This window comes from Streptomyces sp. NPDC004266, assembly GCF_042874095.1.
GTDB lineage: Bacteria > Actinomycetota > Actinomycetes > Streptomycetales > Streptomycetaceae > Streptomyces.
In genome coordinates this window covers 294,161-308,400 of sequence record NZ_JBIAMM010000008.1, presented here as the reverse complement: position 1 = coordinate 308,400, position 14,240 = coordinate 294,161, and the positions used below count along the sequence as shown (strand labels likewise).

14 protein-coding genes and 1 tRNA gene are annotated in these 14,240 nt (G+C 72.4%); 7 read left to right on the top strand and 8 right to left on the bottom strand.

What is annotated here, in order from left to right:
• Positions 1-63: 63 nt before the first annotated feature.
• Both ACFYUZ_RS21375 and ACFYUZ_RS21370 read right to left on the bottom strand, forming a co-directional pair.
• On the bottom strand, positions 64-870 hold the full coding sequence (locus ACFYUZ_RS21375; protein WP_389311491.1) for an HlyD family efflux transporter periplasmic adaptor subunit: 807 nt from the start codon (positions 868-870) through the stop codon (positions 64-66).
• A 123-nt stretch (positions 871-993) separates the two neighbouring features.
• Positions 994-1,245 (bottom strand): hypothetical protein, encoded by a 252-nt coding sequence (locus ACFYUZ_RS21370; RefSeq protein ID WP_389311490.1) that lies wholly within the window; start codon positions 1,243-1,245, stop codon positions 994-996.
• Between the two features lie 510 nt (positions 1,246-1,755).
• Between ACFYUZ_RS21370 and ACFYUZ_RS21365 the strand changes: the two genes are divergently transcribed.
• Positions 1,756-2,304: a GNAT family N-acetyltransferase gene (locus ACFYUZ_RS21365; protein WP_389311488.1), complete on the top strand. Its 549-nt coding sequence runs from the start codon at positions 1,756-1,758 to the stop codon at positions 2,302-2,304.
• Between the two features lie 69 nt (positions 2,305-2,373).
• Here the strand turns inward: ACFYUZ_RS21365 and ACFYUZ_RS21360 are convergent, their stop codons facing one another.
• The 3 genes from ACFYUZ_RS21360 to ACFYUZ_RS21350 form a co-directional block, all read right to left on the bottom strand.
• Positions 2,374-3,240 (bottom strand): D-alanyl-D-alanine carboxypeptidase family protein, encoded by an 867-nt coding sequence (locus tag ACFYUZ_RS21360; protein WP_389311667.1) that lies wholly within the window; start codon positions 3,238-3,240, stop codon positions 2,374-2,376.
• Positions 3,241-3,433: 193 nt separating this feature from the next.
• Positions 3,434-4,054: a phosphoribosylanthranilate isomerase gene (locus ACFYUZ_RS21355; protein WP_389311486.1), complete on the bottom strand. Its 621-nt coding sequence runs from the start codon at positions 4,052-4,054 to the stop codon at positions 3,434-3,436.
• A 132-nt stretch (positions 4,055-4,186) separates the two neighbouring features.
• Positions 4,187-5,035: a helix-turn-helix transcriptional regulator gene (locus tag ACFYUZ_RS21350; RefSeq protein ID WP_389311484.1), complete on the bottom strand. Its 849-nt coding sequence runs from the start codon at positions 5,033-5,035 to the stop codon at positions 4,187-4,189.
• A gap of 139 nt (positions 5,036-5,174) precedes the next feature.
• Between ACFYUZ_RS21350 and ACFYUZ_RS21345 the strand changes: the two genes are divergently transcribed.
• Positions 5,175-5,954 (top strand): NAD(P)H-dependent oxidoreductase, encoded by a 780-nt coding sequence (locus tag ACFYUZ_RS21345; RefSeq protein WP_389311482.1) that lies wholly within the window; start codon positions 5,175-5,177, stop codon positions 5,952-5,954.
• A 47-nt stretch (positions 5,955-6,001) separates the two neighbouring features.
• Here ACFYUZ_RS21345 and ACFYUZ_RS21340 read toward each other — a convergent pair.
• Both ACFYUZ_RS21340 and ACFYUZ_RS21335 read right to left on the bottom strand, forming a co-directional pair.
• Positions 6,002-6,078 (bottom strand) — tRNA-Trp (locus ACFYUZ_RS21340).
• 77 nt (positions 6,079-6,155) lie between these two features.
• Positions 6,156-6,677: an NUDIX domain-containing protein gene (locus ACFYUZ_RS21335; RefSeq protein ID WP_389311480.1), complete on the bottom strand. Its 522-nt coding sequence runs from the start codon at positions 6,675-6,677 to the stop codon at positions 6,156-6,158.
• 262 nt (positions 6,678-6,939) lie between these two features.
• Between ACFYUZ_RS21335 and ACFYUZ_RS21330 the strand changes: the two genes are divergently transcribed.
• The gene (locus tag ACFYUZ_RS21330) at positions 6,940-8,073 is read left to right on the top strand and encodes a hypothetical protein (protein WP_389311479.1); all 1,134 of its coding nucleotides are present in this window, start codon (positions 6,940-6,942) and stop codon (positions 8,071-8,073) included.
• Between the two features lie 354 nt (positions 8,074-8,427).
• Here ACFYUZ_RS21330 and ACFYUZ_RS21325 read toward each other — a convergent pair whose 3' ends face one another.
• Entirely contained in the window at positions 8,428-9,852 is a 1,425-nt protein-coding gene (locus ACFYUZ_RS21325; RefSeq protein WP_389311477.1) for an MFS transporter, read from the bottom strand.
• A gap of 156 nt (positions 9,853-10,008) precedes the next feature.
• Between ACFYUZ_RS21325 and ACFYUZ_RS21320 the strand changes: the two genes are divergently transcribed.
• From ACFYUZ_RS21320 to ACFYUZ_RS21305, 4 genes are all read left to right on the top strand, one after another.
• Positions 10,009-10,806 (top strand): FadR/GntR family transcriptional regulator, encoded by a 798-nt coding sequence (locus ACFYUZ_RS21320; protein WP_389311475.1) that lies wholly within the window; start codon positions 10,009-10,011, stop codon positions 10,804-10,806.
• Between the two features lie 188 nt (positions 10,807-10,994).
• On the top strand, positions 10,995-12,401 hold the full coding sequence (locus tag ACFYUZ_RS21315; RefSeq protein WP_389311473.1) for a pyridoxal phosphate-dependent decarboxylase family protein: 1,407 nt from the start codon (positions 10,995-10,997) through the stop codon (positions 12,399-12,401).
• Positions 12,402-12,548: 147 nt separating this feature from the next.
• Complete coding sequence (locus ACFYUZ_RS21310) at positions 12,549-13,088, top strand: YbhB/YbcL family Raf kinase inhibitor-like protein (RefSeq protein WP_389311471.1); 540 nt, start codon at positions 12,549-12,551, stop codon at positions 13,086-13,088.
• A gap of 119 nt (positions 13,089-13,207) precedes the next feature.
• On the top strand, positions 13,208-14,098 hold the full coding sequence (locus ACFYUZ_RS21305; RefSeq protein WP_389311470.1) for an AraC family transcriptional regulator N-terminal domain-containing protein: 891 nt from the start codon (positions 13,208-13,210) through the stop codon (positions 14,096-14,098).
• The last annotated feature ends 142 nt before the right edge of the window (positions 14,099-14,240 follow it).

The window sequence follows — 14,240 nt, the reverse complement described above, 5'->3', positions numbered from 1 at the left end:
GCCTGCGGGCCGAGCCGCGCGACCTGCCGCCGGACCGGGCCCGGGTGGCCGCCCGGGACGCGCTCACGGGAGCAGCCAGTCGACGGGCCGCTGCGCGGCGAGGTGGACGGAACCGGTGACGGGCGTGCCGGAGACGGGGGCGTGCGGGGGCCCGTCCGCGGAGGACCAGGCGTACCCGGAGGCGGTGGCGGGGGAGCGGTCCAGGGCGACGAGCACCGCGACCGGATCGCCCTCGCGGGAGAAGCGCGCGGCGAGCCCGGCGTCGCCGAGGAAGGAGGCGAGTCGGGCCTGTGTCTGCGGAGTGCGGCCGACGGCGCGGACCCGCCCGCGGAGCACGCCGAACCGGTCGCGCGGGACGGACTGGACACCGAGGTCGACCCGGGCGCCCGCGCGGATCGTGGCGGCGGTGTCGCCCGGCAGGTACAGGACGGCCATCAGCGGGGCGTGCGGGTCGGTCACGCGCTCCACGGTCGCCACGTCGGCGCCGGTGGTGACGACCGAACCCAGCCTCGCGTACAGCGTGGTGACGCGGCCGCCGGCGACGGCACGGACCTGTCGGTCGCCCCGGTCCGTACGGACGGTCAGCAGCGGCGCGCCGGGGGAGACGGGCCGGCCCTCCTCGACGAGGACGTCGGTGACCTGTCCGGCGACGGGGCTCTGCAGCAGATAGGTGCCCTCGGCGTGCGTGAGGAGGCCGGGGGCGTTCACCTTGGACGTCACCGTGCCGGCGAGGGCCCAGAAACCGGCGGCGGCCATGACGACGACGGTGACGGCGAGCACCAGACGGCCCTGGGGGCGCGCGAAACGCACGGGCACGTCGAGTTCTTCGGGCGATTGCAGCTTGGAAAGCGCATTGCGGCGGAACTGCACGGACTATTCCTTCGACTGCATTCTCTCGTACATTCCGCGGTCGGGATTTCCGCGGTCGTTCTCAGGGGGTGACCGTGAACCCCGGAACCGGGGAGGTTCCGGGGTTCACGGGCGAAGCCGGACTCAGATGCCGGCGATGCCGGTGATGCCCGCGGTGTTCACCGAGACACCGGTGATGCCGGCGGCCAGGCCCGGGACGCCGGCGACGAGGCCTTCGGCGCCCTGGATCGTCTGCAGGGAGCCGACGGTGCCGAGGAGGTTGGTGACGTCGCCGGTCACGGCGCCGGCGAGGCCGCCGGAGACGGTGACGAGACCGCCGGAGACGGCGTCGAGGTCGGCGTCGGAGATCTCAGCGGTCTCAAGGTCGTGACGCATGATGCGCACCCTTCGTTCATGGGGGGGGGAATCCGTCTTCTGCGGCCGCAGCGGGATTGATCAAATCACGTGAACGGCTGACCGGAGAAATTCGGTTGACGCCCCTGTGCGGGTGTTTCTGCACCTCGGGAAGCGGCCGTGACTCCAATTTCACCGAATGCCGACACCTTCTCCTCGAATCCGAGTAACAGATTCGGCCGCCCCGTCCCGCACGCGGAACTTAAACGGACAGAACGGTTCCGTTCGGGCGGCCCCGGCCCCGGTGGTGTCGGGGAAAGGTGAAGGCCCCGACCCTCGACACGCACACGTTGTGCAGGTTTCCGGCAGGCACGCGGCGGGCGCACGGCGGACCGGGGCCGGACCGGGGCGGGCCGGGGCGGGCCGGGGCGTCTCGGCCCCGCTCGGGCCTCGGGAGCCATGCCGTACGTGATCCGCGCCCGGGGACTCGACCGCCTCACCGTGGCCCGCACTTCCCGAACTCTCGTACGGGCGTGCGCTAAGTTGCCCGCCATGACCGAACTGGGACCCGCTCTCTGGCCGCCCGCCCCGCTGAAGACCGAACGGCTCGTGCTCCGCGAGTCCGAGGCGCGGGACCGCGCGGCATTCGTCGAACTGTTCGCCTCGCCGGAGGTGGGCACCTACATAGGCGGCGCTCGACCGCGCGACGAACTCGACCGCGCGATGCCCGAGGTGCCCGGACGGCGCCCCGGCCTCTTCGTGGTCGATCTCGACGGGGCGATGATCGGCGTGATCACGCTCGACCGGCGGGACCCGGAGCGCCCGGGGCACGTCCGCCCGGAAGGCCGGGAGGCGGAGCTCGGCTACATGTTCCTGCCGGAGGCCTGGGGACGCGGGTACGCGGCCGAGGCGTGCGCGGCGGCGCTCGACTGGCACGCCGGCGCGCTCCCCGGCGAGCCGGTGGTGCTCACCACCCGCACCGACAACGACCGCGCCGTGCGCCTCGCGGCGAAGCTCGGGTTCACCGAGGCGGACCGGTTCGAGGAGTACGGCGCCGAGCAGTGGTTCGGCGTCCGGCCGACGGCGAAGCACCCCGTGTGAGTTCCGCCGCCGGGCCGCCTCCCGCCGGGCGGGAGGCAGCCGGGACGGACGGACGCCGTCGTGCGCCGACTACCTGGCGAAGCCGTAGTCCAGCAGCTTCTTGACGTCGGCCGCCCTGTTCGCCTCGGACGGCGAGGCGAGGACCGTGCCGATGACCGTCTTGCCGCCACGGGTGGCCGCGAAGACGAGGCAGTACTTGGCCTGCGGACCGGAACCGGTCTTCACGCCGATCGCACCGCTGTACGTGCTGAGGAGCTTGTTCGTGTTGCTCCACGACATGTACCGGTAACCACCGCTCTTGGTGGTCACCTTCTGCGTCGTGGACTTCGTCTTGACGATGGTGCGGAACGTGGAGTTCTTCATCGCGCTGCTCGCGATCTTCGTCAGATCGCGCGGAGTCGAGAAGTTCTGCCCGCTCCCTATCCCGTCGAACGAGTCGAAGTGGGTGTTCCTCAGGCCGAGCTTCCTCGCCTCGTCGTTCATCTTCCCGATGAACGACTTGACGCGGGCCGCCCGCGTGGTGCCCGTGCCGAACTTGTCGGCCAGCGCGTAGGCGGCGTCACAACCCGACGGCAGCATGAGGCCGTAGAGGAGCTGACGAACGGTCACCTTGTCCCCGACGATGAGCCGGGCGGAGGAGGCGTTCTTGGAGACGATGTAGTCGCTGTAGGCCTTCTGGATCGTGACCTTGGCGTCGAGGTTCAGGTTCCGCTGGGACAGCACCACCTTCGCGGTCATGATCTTCGTGGTGGACCCGGTCGACCGGCGGGTGTCCGCGGCCTTCCCGTACAACGTCGTCCCCGTCCCGTTGTTCATGACGAAGCCACCGGGAGCGGTGATCGACGGGACCGGCGGCGCGGCGTACGCCTGGCCGGCGAAGAGGCCGCCGGCCAGTACGGCCGAGGCCGTGAGCGAGACGGTCACGGCACTGCGCAGACCGAGTGTCGGAGTCAGCAAAGTCTTCTGCCCTTGGTAGAGATCGATGTCTTCCGGGTCCGCGGGGGCCGGGCCGCGCGGCAGCCGGCCGGGTTCTGCCGGACCGCGCGACGGGGCCGGACACGGACCCGGCGCATGGAAGACGCACGAAAGGGCTTCAGGGATGCACGGCGAAGGCAGTGATCTTCATCGGTCAGGCGCCGTGCGGGGCGGCCTGCTTCGCGGCGGTGACGAACGTACGGATCAGATCGTGGTCCTTGACGCCCGGAGCGGACTCGACACCACTGGACACGTCGACCCCCCAGGGACGCGCCCGGTCGATCGCCTCGCCGACGTTGTGCGGTGCGAGTCCTCCGGCGAGCAGCCACGCGCCCTCGGGCCGCGCGGCCTCCAGCAGGGACAGGTCCCACGGCTCGCCGGAGCCCGCCCGGGGCGAGTCGAGGAGGAGGACCTCCTCGCCGTAGGCGCCGACACGCGTGTCCGGCCGGTCGCTCAAGGAGGTGGCCCGCCACAGCCGCGGGAAGATCCCGGCCGCGGCCGCGAAATCCTCCTCGCCGTACGCGGTGCCGTGCAGCTGGAGGGCGCCGACGCCGAGTTCACCGGCGATGCGGGCGGCCTCGGCGGCGGGGGTGTCGTTGACCACGAGAACGGACAGGACACCCGCCGGGACGTGGGCGGCGAGTCGCGCCGCCCGGTCCCGGTCGAGCCCGCGCACACTGGTCCCGCTGATCACCAGCCCGACGGCGTCGGCCCCGGCCGCGACCGCCGCATCGATGTCGGCGGTCGTCCTGAGCCCGCACACCTTCACGAACACGTGTCTCTCCTCTGCTGGCCCCCGGCGCGGCACCCCGAGCCTACTCACCCCCCGCGTGCTCGCGGACCGCGGACCGTTCCCGGGGGCGTCCCGACGCCGGGCGAGCGTCGTCAGGCGAGCGTCGTCAGGCGGTCACTCGCGGACCCGGGCGTCGACCGGAGGACGCGCGGGGGTCCCGTCCGCGTCCAGGCCCGCGAGGAGGCGCAGCCCGTCCTCGGCCGGGCTGCCGGAGGCTGCGGACAGCACCAGCAGTTCCATGCCGGACTCCTCGGGCAGCGCGAAGTTCTCGTGGTGCAGTTCGAGCAGTCCGACCAGCGGATGCCGGTACGCCTTGCGCCCATGGGTGCGGGCGCGCACGTCCGCACGGGCCCAGAGGCGGCGGAAACGTTCGCTGCCCATGGCGAGCTCACCGATGAGCGAGGCCAGCCGGGGATCGTCGGGATGCTTGCCGGCGGCCAGGCGCAGGTGCCCGACGACATCGAGCGTGCACGTCTCCCAGTCCGCGTGGAGACCGCGCTCGGCCTCCTCGAGGAAGATGTGCCGGGCGATGTTCAGGCCGGGGATCGGCCGCCCGTAGAGGAGCCGGGCGAGACGGTTGCCGGCGAGGACGTCCATGCGGTGGTTCATGATCAGCGCGGGTGCGTCGGCGACCAGGTCGAGGACGCGCAGCAGCTCGGGCCGGAGGCGTCCGACCGGTGCCTTCGTCGGACGGCGTCGCTGGCGGGCGAGCCGGTGGAGGTGTCCGCGCTCGGTCTCGTCGAGGCCGAGGACGCGGGCGAGCGCGTCGAGGACCTGCTCGGAGGGCTGGGTCGCGCGGCCCTGCTCCAGGCGCACGTAGTAGTCGACGCTGACGCCCGACAGATGCGCGACCTCTTCGCGGCGCAGCCCTTCGACCCGCCGGCGGCTGTCGGTGGGGATGCCGACGGCGGCGGGGTCGATGCGGGCGCGCCGGGTCCGCAGGAAACCCGCGAGATCGTCCATGCCCTCCAGTATGGCCTCGGCCGCGCCCACGAAGGTGGCCCTGCCGTTACCAGGAAGTCCGGTCCGACGGAAGGGGCCTCCCTGAACACCGGCCGCCGCGGAGCCCAGGATCGAAGGCATCCGATCCGAAGGAGTTCCCATGAAGACGCTGATCGTCCACGCCCACCCGGAGCCCGAGTCGCTCAACGGCTCGCTGAAGGACCTCGCGGTCTCCACCCTGGAGTCCGCCGGGCACGAGGTACGGGTGAGCGACCTGTACGCGATGAACTGGAAGGCGGTCGTGGACGCCGCGGACTACGGCCCCGCGGCCTCCAGGCCGTTGAAGGTCGCCCTGGACTCGGGCCGGGCCTTCGACGCCGGGACGCTCACCCCGGACGTCGTGGCCGAGCAGGAGAAGCTGCTGTGGGCCGACACGATCATCTTCCAGTTCCCGCTCTGGTGGTACACGATGCCCGCGATCCTCAAGGGCTGGGTGGACCGGGTGTTCACCTACCGCTTCGCCTACGGCATCGGTGAGCACAACGACACCAAGTACGGCGAGCGCTTCGGCGAAGGCACCCTGGCGGGGAAGAGGGCACTGCTGTCGGTGACCGCCGGCGGCCCCCGGTCGCACTACGCGGCCCGTGGGATCAACGGCCCCATCGACGACCTGCTGTTCCCGATCCACCACGGCATCCTCTACTACCCGGGCATCGAGGTGCTGCCGCCGTTCGTGCTGTACGGCACCGACCGGATGACCGACGACGACTACCGGGGCGTCGCCGAGACCTGGGAACAGCGCCTGCTCACCCTGGAGTCGACGGAACCGATCCCGTTCCGCCGGCAGAACTTCGGCGACTACGAGATCCCCTCGCTCCACCTGAAGGAGGGTCTGGAGCCCGAGGGCCGCACGGGCTTCGGGCTGCACGTACGCGACTGACCGGAGCGGAGGCGGCGCGAGGCCCGGGCGTTCACGGTGTGAAGCAGTGGCAGGGGTGACAGGAGTCGAACCTGCGGCATCCGGTTTTGGAGACCGGCGCTCTGGCCATCTGAGCTACACCCCTTCGGTGTGCGCACAGTCTGACACGGTGGTGGATCTCGACGCCAACCGGTTTCGACGTCCCCGCCGAGGCCGTCGCGCTCACCGCGCCTTCTCCTCGCCGTCCCCCTCCCGGTCCCAGTCGCCGACGTAGGCCGCCGTCCCGGTCCGGCGGGCCTCCGAAAGGGCGGTGAGACGGGCGAAGTCCTGCACCGGCATCAGCGCCCGCCACTCCTCCAGCGGGAGGACCCGCACCTCGTCGTGCTCCTCGGGGGCGAGCGTGAAGCCCGCGATCTGCCGGTCGGTCAGCCGTCCCCCGTCGAAGACGAAACCGGCGGTCGCGAGCGGCCACGACGCGCCGGGCAGACCGAAGACGGCCGCCAGCAGGCGCGGCGGTCCGGGGATCAGCAGCCCCGTTTCCTCCGCCGTCTCCCGCACCGCCGTCTGCCAGGGCCGCTCGCCGTCCTCCGCGGTCCCGCCCGGCAGCTGCCAGGGGTGTTCGGCGCTGTAGACGGCGTGGAGCTGCACGGGCCGGTCGTCCGTGTCGGTGAAGAAGAAGGCGCCGAACACGGTCGCCTTCGGCAGCGACGCCGCGTACTCCTCGGGCGGGAGGAAGCCGGTCACAGAGGTCCCCCCTCGCCGCCCTGCGAGCACCTCGTCATCCGTACGACCTCCTTGCGGACGGTGGGAGAAGGACGGGCCCCCGCGGTGATCATCACGGAGATCGGCAGGAGGGCCCCACACGCATGATGGCGCGCTAGGGTGACACGTCAACGGGGCGTCCGTACAAAGGTGTTCTGGTCACCGAATCGCCGTGTCGAGACGTCAGCGGGGTTGTTCCGACCCGGCATCCGGCTACACGTTGAACCGCCTGGGGGGACTCGCCATGACCGAAGCTCGGATCGACGCCGCCGAGACCGAGACCGAGACCGGCGTCGACCGCGATGCCGACCGGGAGGCCGTCGAGCACGAGCGGTCCGAGCTGCGGGAGTTCGTCCAGGAGCTGAGCACGGACGACATCAAGTCGGGCGGCTGGTTCACCAAGCTCCTCGCCCAGGCCCTGAACTCCTACACGGAGAAGGTCGACTGGCAGTACTTCCAGGAGCGCTACGAGGGCGTACCCGCGGACGCCGTCGTCGACCAGCGGATCAAGATGGCGGCCCGGTACGCCGCGCTCGAAGGCGGCCTCTCCGCCGGGGCCTACACGGCGGCCGTCGTCGCCACCCTCGGGAGCCTGGGCGGCGCCTCGCCGGCGACCGTCCCGGCGGCCCTCGCCACCGTGATGGTCGATGTCGCGTTCATCACCCGGCTCCAGCTCCGCCTGGCCCACGACATCGCCGTCCTCTACCGGGTCCCCCTCGACCTGTCCGACCCCGAGGACATGTGGAAGCTCATTCGCGTGGCCTTCACGATCAAGAGCGGGGAAGTGGTCCGGGAAGGCGTGATCAAGATGGTCCCGGCCATGATGCGGCCGGTGATCAAGCGCTTCTACTCCGGAGCGGTGCTGAGCGCCGCGAAGGGGTTCCCCTTCGTCGGGAAGTTCCTCCTGCAGCGCAACGTCATCAAGATCGGCATCCCCGCGGTCGGCGTCCCCCTCGCGGTGGCGTTGAACCGCTACACGACGCTGCTCGCGGGGCGCCACGCGCAAGCCGTCTTCCGGAACGAGGCGCGGGTGATCGAGATCGCCGAGGGCCTGAGCGGGCGGAGCCGGCACCCGCGGTTGATGCTGTGGGTCGCGTGGCTCGTCATCAGGGCGGACCGGAAGAGGACGGACGACGAGGCGCTGTTGATGCGGCATCTGGTGAGGCTGGTGCGTGAGCGGCACCAGGTGGTCGACGAGGAGCTCGCCCGCCTGGTCGACATCGAGCCCGCCGAGGTGTGGCGGCGCATGGACGCCGAGCCGGGGGACCTGGGCGACCTCCTCGACGTGGCCGACCGGGTGGCCGCCGTGGACGGTGCCGTCAGCGCACGCGAGAAGGCCGTGATCTCCGAGATCCGGGAGCGCTGCCGCCGCGCCTGACGCCGTCATGCGCCGCCTCCGCCGCGCACCGGACGACGCCCGGCAGAGGGCGGACGGCGGACGGTGGACGGCGGGCGGTGGACGGCGGGCGCGAGCGCGGCACGCCGTCCGGTTCGGGCGAGGACCCGTGGGCTCAGCGGCGGAAGACCGTCGCCCCTCGACGATCGTCCGGGCCGGCACCCATGAGTCGCCGCCGTCCGGGGCGCGGTGCCGCACCTGCACGCAGACCACGACGCCGAGCTCGGCGAACCGGCCGACGTCCTGCGGAGGGAGACACTCGACGTGCACGAGCTGGTGGCGGGCGTCGCGGGGCCCGTTGGCGGTGCGCGCGGCCTCGTGCGCGTCGGGCGCCGGTCAGCCGGTCCGGCCGGCACCGGCGGTCTCGTCCGAACCGCCGGGGAGCGCATCCGCCGCGGCCGCGCCGAGGCCGGCCTTCGACGGGTCCGGGGACGCGCCGGCTTCCGGTGCCGGACGGCACGCCAGGAGGCATACGGCGCTCACGGCCGCCATGGCGGCGAACGCGACCGCGACGGGGACCCAGGACCCCCCGGAGGAGGAGTGGAGCCAGGCCGTCGCCGCGGGGGCCAGGGTGCCGAGCAGGCCCGCGGTCTGGAAGCTCATGGACAGGCCCGTGTAGCGGACGCGCGGCGCGAACCACCCCGAGGCGAGGGTGCCGAGGGAGGCGTACGCGATCGTGCTGGCGAGCATGGGCAGGCACATGGCGAGCCACAGCCCGGCCACCGAGCGGGTGTCGGCGAGCCAGAACATCGGGAAGGCCACGACCAGGTGCAGCAGGACGCCGATGAGCGTGACCCGGCGCAGGCCGTACCGGTCGGCGAACAGCGCGCTGAGCGGGGTGCACACGATGACGACGACGGAGGCCGCGGTTCCGGCGGCCGCGGCCTGGGCGTCGGTGAAGCCCAGCTCCGTGACGGCGTAGCTCGACATGAAGGTGACGACGACGTAGTAGCCGCCGACGGTGATCAGGAACGCGCCCGTCGCCAGCAGCCACGTCCTCCAGTCGTGGCGCAGTACGGCGATCACGGGGGCGGACTCCCTGCCCCGGCCGTCCCGGGCCGCGGCCTCCTCGGCCCGCCGGGCGGCCTCGAACTCGGGCGACTCGTCCATCGAGCGGCGGATGACCAGGCCGACGGCGACGAGCACGGCCGACAGCAGGAAGGGGACGCGCCACGCCCAGTGCGCCAGCGCGTCGTGCCCGAGCAGCGCGGTCAGGGCGAAGGCGCCGGTCGACAGGAAATAGCCGACGCCGTCTCCGACCTGCGGGAACGAGCCGAAGAACGCCTTGCGGCGGGGCGGTGCGTGCTCGACCGCGAACAGGACGGCGCCGCCCCACTCGCCTCCCACGGCCAGTGACTGGATCATGCGGATCAGCACGAGGAGCAGCGGCGCGAGGACGCCGATCCGGCTGTAGGTGGGCAGCAGGCCGATGCACACGGTGGCGGCGCCCATCAGGGTCATCGACCAGATGAGCGCCTTCTTGCGGCCGTGCCGGTCGCCGATGTGTCCGAAGAGGACGGCGCCCAGCGGGCGGCCGAGGGCCCCGACGAACAGGGTGGCGAAGGACATCAGGGTGCCGAGGGCCCGGCTCATCTCGGGGAAGAAGAGCTCGGGGAACACGAGTGCGGCGGCGGTGGCGTAGATGCCGAAGTCGTACCACTCGACGCTCGTGCCGATCATCGCGGCGGTGGCGATCTTCCAGGGCCCGGAGCGGCGTGGCGCCCCGGCGGCGGGGGCTGCGGTGCCCGTGGACTGGCTCATACGTGGCTCCTTGGGGACATCGATTGGGCTCGGTGTGGACCCAAAATCGATGGGGCGACGCTAAGGGGGTCCCTGTGGACTGTCAATAGGGTTCGGACTGATCCCAATAGACTGGTCGGACGGAGTCGAACGGAATCCAGAGGCGAGGGGCAGGCCATGGGCGGGACGAGCGCGAGCCGGAACGACGGCGCGGGCAAGCGGAACGGGAAGGAGGCGAACGGTGCCGGCCCCCGGCAGGCGCCCTCGCACGCGGTCGTGGCCGACGCGCTGCGCCGGCGGATCGCGCTCGGCGGCTTCGGCCCCGGGGACAGGCTGCCGACCGAGCGGGACCTCGCCGCGGTCTTCGGGGTCGGTCGCAACACGGTCCGCCAGGCCGTACGGGAGCTCGCCGAGGAGGGGCTCGTCGTCACCACCCTGGGCCGCTCCGGCGGCACCCGGGTCGCACCCGCGCCCCGGAGCGGCCGCGACGGCAGGGCGGCGGTCGCCGCCGGCATCCGCGCCTCCCTGCGTGACTACATGGAGTACCGCCAGGCCATCGAGCCGTTCGCGGCCCGCCTCGCCGCCGAGCGGGGCGCGGCGGCGAGCAGGCGCGGGCTCGTCGAGATGCTGGAGGCGAAGGTCGCCGACCTCGGCGAGTACCACCGCGTGGACACCCGGTTCCACCTCGGCGTCGCCGAGGCCGGCGGCAACGAGGTGCTCGCGGAGGCCGTCACGCGGGCGCGCACCGAGATGTTCGTGGCCGGCAACGCGCTCTGGCTGGGGTCGGACTGGACGCCGGTCTACCCGACCGGCCGGGACTTCGGGAGTGCGTTCCGCGAGGAGCACGAGGCGATCGCCCTGGCGGTCCTGTCGGGCGACGGGGACGCGGCCGAGCGCCGGATGCGCGAGCACCTGCAGGAGTCGCACCGGCAGTTCCTGCTCCTCCTGGACCAGTTCGCCTCGACCTCCGGCTGAGCGGCTCCTCGCCGCGGCGCGCGAAGGCGGACGGTCGGCGGGCGGCGGATGGCAAGCCGGTGGCTGGCGGAAGGCGGGCGGAAGGCGGCGGCGCGGGATCCGGTTGACGGGCGCTCGGGGCGCCGCCTAAGGTCCTAATTGGGTCCGATGAGGATCCAATTAGTCGCTCGTTCCCACAGGAGCCCGCCGTGCACGCTTACGATGAGGACCTCACCCAGCAGGTCATGGGCCATCTTCTCGACCGGCTCCGCCTCGACCCCCCGCCGCTGGGCCGGCTGGGAGAGCACGAGGAGCTCGCCCTGGCGCTCAAGGACGCCATCGGCGCGGGGCCGCGCCCCCCGGCCGACGTGCTGCGGACCTACACGGACGCGCTGGAGCCGACGGTCGTCTCCTGCGATCACCCCGCCTTCCTCGCGTTCATCCCCGGCGCTCCGACGAAAGCGGCCGCCCTGTTCGACATGGTCCTCTCGGCCTCTTCCCTCCACGGCGTGTCCTGGCTGGAGGCCTCGGGCGCCGTCGCCGCGGAGAACCAGGTCCTGCGCCTCTTCGCCGATCTGGCGGGGATGCCGCAGGGCGCCGGAGGGTGCTTCGTCAGCGGCGGCTCGGCCGGCAACCTCTCCGCCCTGATCGTGGCCCGCGACACCGGCAGGCGCCGCCTCGGCCTGGCCGCGACGGCACCCGTCAGGATCGCCGTGAGCGACCAGGTCCATTCCTCCGTCGGCAACACCCTGCGGATCATCGGCGTCGAACCGCTCGTCGTTCCGACCTCGGACCACCGGCTCACCGGCACGGCCCTCGCCGCGGCGCTCGAGACGGCCTCGGCCGACGGCGGCGCCCCCGTCGTGGCCGTCGTCGCCACCGCCGGCACCACCAACGCCGGCATCATCGACGACCTCGGCGGCGTCGCGGAGCAGGCCCGGGCCCACGACCTGTGGCTGCACATAGACGCCGCCTACGGCGGAGCCGCCCTGTTCGTACCGGAACTCCGCGCGCGCCTGGGCGGCATCGAGCACGCCGACTCGCTCGTCGTCGACCCGCACAAGTGGATGTTCGCGCCGTTCGACTGCGGGGCCCTCCTGTACCGGGAGCCGCACCTCGCGCGTGCCGTGCACACCCAGGACGCGTCCTACCTCGACGCGATCCACGGCGCGGACGGAGCCGACCACGACACGGACTGGAACCCCAGCGACTACGCCTACCACCTCACCCGGCGTCCGCGCGGCCTGCCCCTGTGGTTCTCGCTCGCCGTGCACGGCACCGACGCCTACCGGGACGCCGTGGCGCGCGGCGCCGGGATCGCCCGGTACACCGCCCGCCTCGTCGAGGCGACCGAGGGCCTCCAGCTGCTCCGCGAGCCCGAGCTGACGGTCGTCCTGATCCGCCGCACCGGCTGGCGGTCCGAGGACTACTACGCGTGGTCCAAGCGCCTTCTCGCCTCCGGCCTCGCGTTCGTCACCCCCAGCGTCTGGGAGGGCGAGACCGTCGCCCGTCTGGCGTTCCTGCACCCGGGGATCACCGAGGAGACGGTGCGGACGATCGTCACGTCCCTCGCCGACGAGCCCGGTCACGGCTCCGGCGAGCCGGGGCGGTCGTAGGACCGCGGGAATCCGAGGACATGTTCACAAAGGTGGCGACTCCTTGCACGATCCTCTCGCCGACCGGTCCCCGTCGCTCGGGGCGTGGTCAGATGGCGATCACGCCCGTTCGGGCGATGTCATCGAGAGCATGAAAAAGGATCAGGAATGAGCGACCCCACGGATCGGCGTCCGCTGCCGCATGATTTCCACCCGCCGGTGCCCGAGCTGTCGGTCGGCAGCGAGGACCTGACGGACGGTGGCACCCTGCCGGACGCGCACGTGTACGCGAAGGGGAACTCCTCACCGCAGCTGAGCTGGTCGGCCGGACCGGCGGGCACCCGTGGCTACGCGGTCACCTGCTACGACCCGGACGCGCCGACCGGCAGCGGGTTCTGGCACTGGACGGTCTTCGACATCCCGGCGGACGTCACCGAGCTGCCCGCCGGGGCCGGGACCGGGAGCTTCGAGGGGCTCCCCGCCGGGGCCCTGCAGGCCCGGAACGACTACGGCGGCAAGGACTTCGGCGGGGCCGCGCCGCCGCCGGGGGACGGTCCGCACCGCTATGTGTTCACGGTGTACGCCGTGGACCGGGAGAAGCTGGGGCCGGATGCGGACGCGTCGCCGGCACTCGTCGGCTTCCACCTCCGGTTCCACACCCTCGCCCGCGGCCGGCTGATCGCCGTGTACGAGGACGCCGGGGAGTAGGCGCGCGACGGCGTGGGAGCGGCCTGCGCTTCGCGGGACGCCCGCACGATCGTCGCGTGTTCTTGCACGATCCTCTCGCCGGCGGAGAGGAACGTGTCAGCGCGTGATGAGATGGGCGCATGTCCCTCGACGAGCTGCGCGACCTGCTGGAACGGCACGCACGACCCGACCGGAACACGGCCGTCGACGGCGTCCGGATCTGCCGGGCCGACCCGGGCGCCGAGCCGGAGTACGCGATGTCGGGCGTGATGCTGGCCGTCATCGCGCAGGGCGCCAAACGGCTCGCCCTCGGGGAGCGGGTGTACGAGTACGGGGTCGGCCAGTACCTGGTCACCTCGGCCGACCTGCCGGTGACCGGACGCGTCGCACCCGGCGGACGGCAACTCGGGTTCGGGATGACGCTGGAGCCCGCCGTCATCGCGGAGTTGATGCTCCAGGCCGGTCCGGGCGACCTGCCGCGACCGGCCGGGTCGCCTCGGCCGGGGATCATGGTCAGCGAGGCCCCGGCCGAGCTGATCGACGCGATCGTCCGCCTGCTCCGCCTGCTGGACCGACCGCGTGACCGCCGGGTGCTGGCCCCCCTGATCAAGCGCGAGATCCTGTGGCGGCTCATGACGGGGGAGCAGGGCGAGGCGGTCCGCCAACTGGGCCTCGCGGACAGCAGCCTGAACCACGTCACCCGGGCGGTCGACTGGATTCGGGACCACTACGCCGAGGCCTTCCGGGTCGAGGACCTGGCACGTTCGTCCGGGATGAGCGTCTCCGCGTTCCACCGGAACTTCCAGTCGGTGACGGCGATGAGCCCGATCCAGTTCCAGAAGCAGATCCGACTGCAGGCGGCGCGTCTCCTGCTGGCCAACCGTCCGCACGACGTGACCGGCGTCGGCCACCGGGTGGGATACGACAGCCCCTCGCAGTTCAGCCGGGAGTACAAGCGCCAGTTCGGCGTACCGCCGAGCCTCGACGCGGCACGCACGCGCGTCGACCACGCAGCCGCCGCCGTGCCCTAGGGGGCGACGTGCCGCCCGGACCGGCCCCGGACCGGCCCCGGATCGCCGCAGCGACCTGCCGGACAGGGCGAGGGGAGGGGGCAGGGCGGGGCGATCGATAATTGCCTCGACAGCGGCCGCGGTGATCGGTGACGCTTCACGC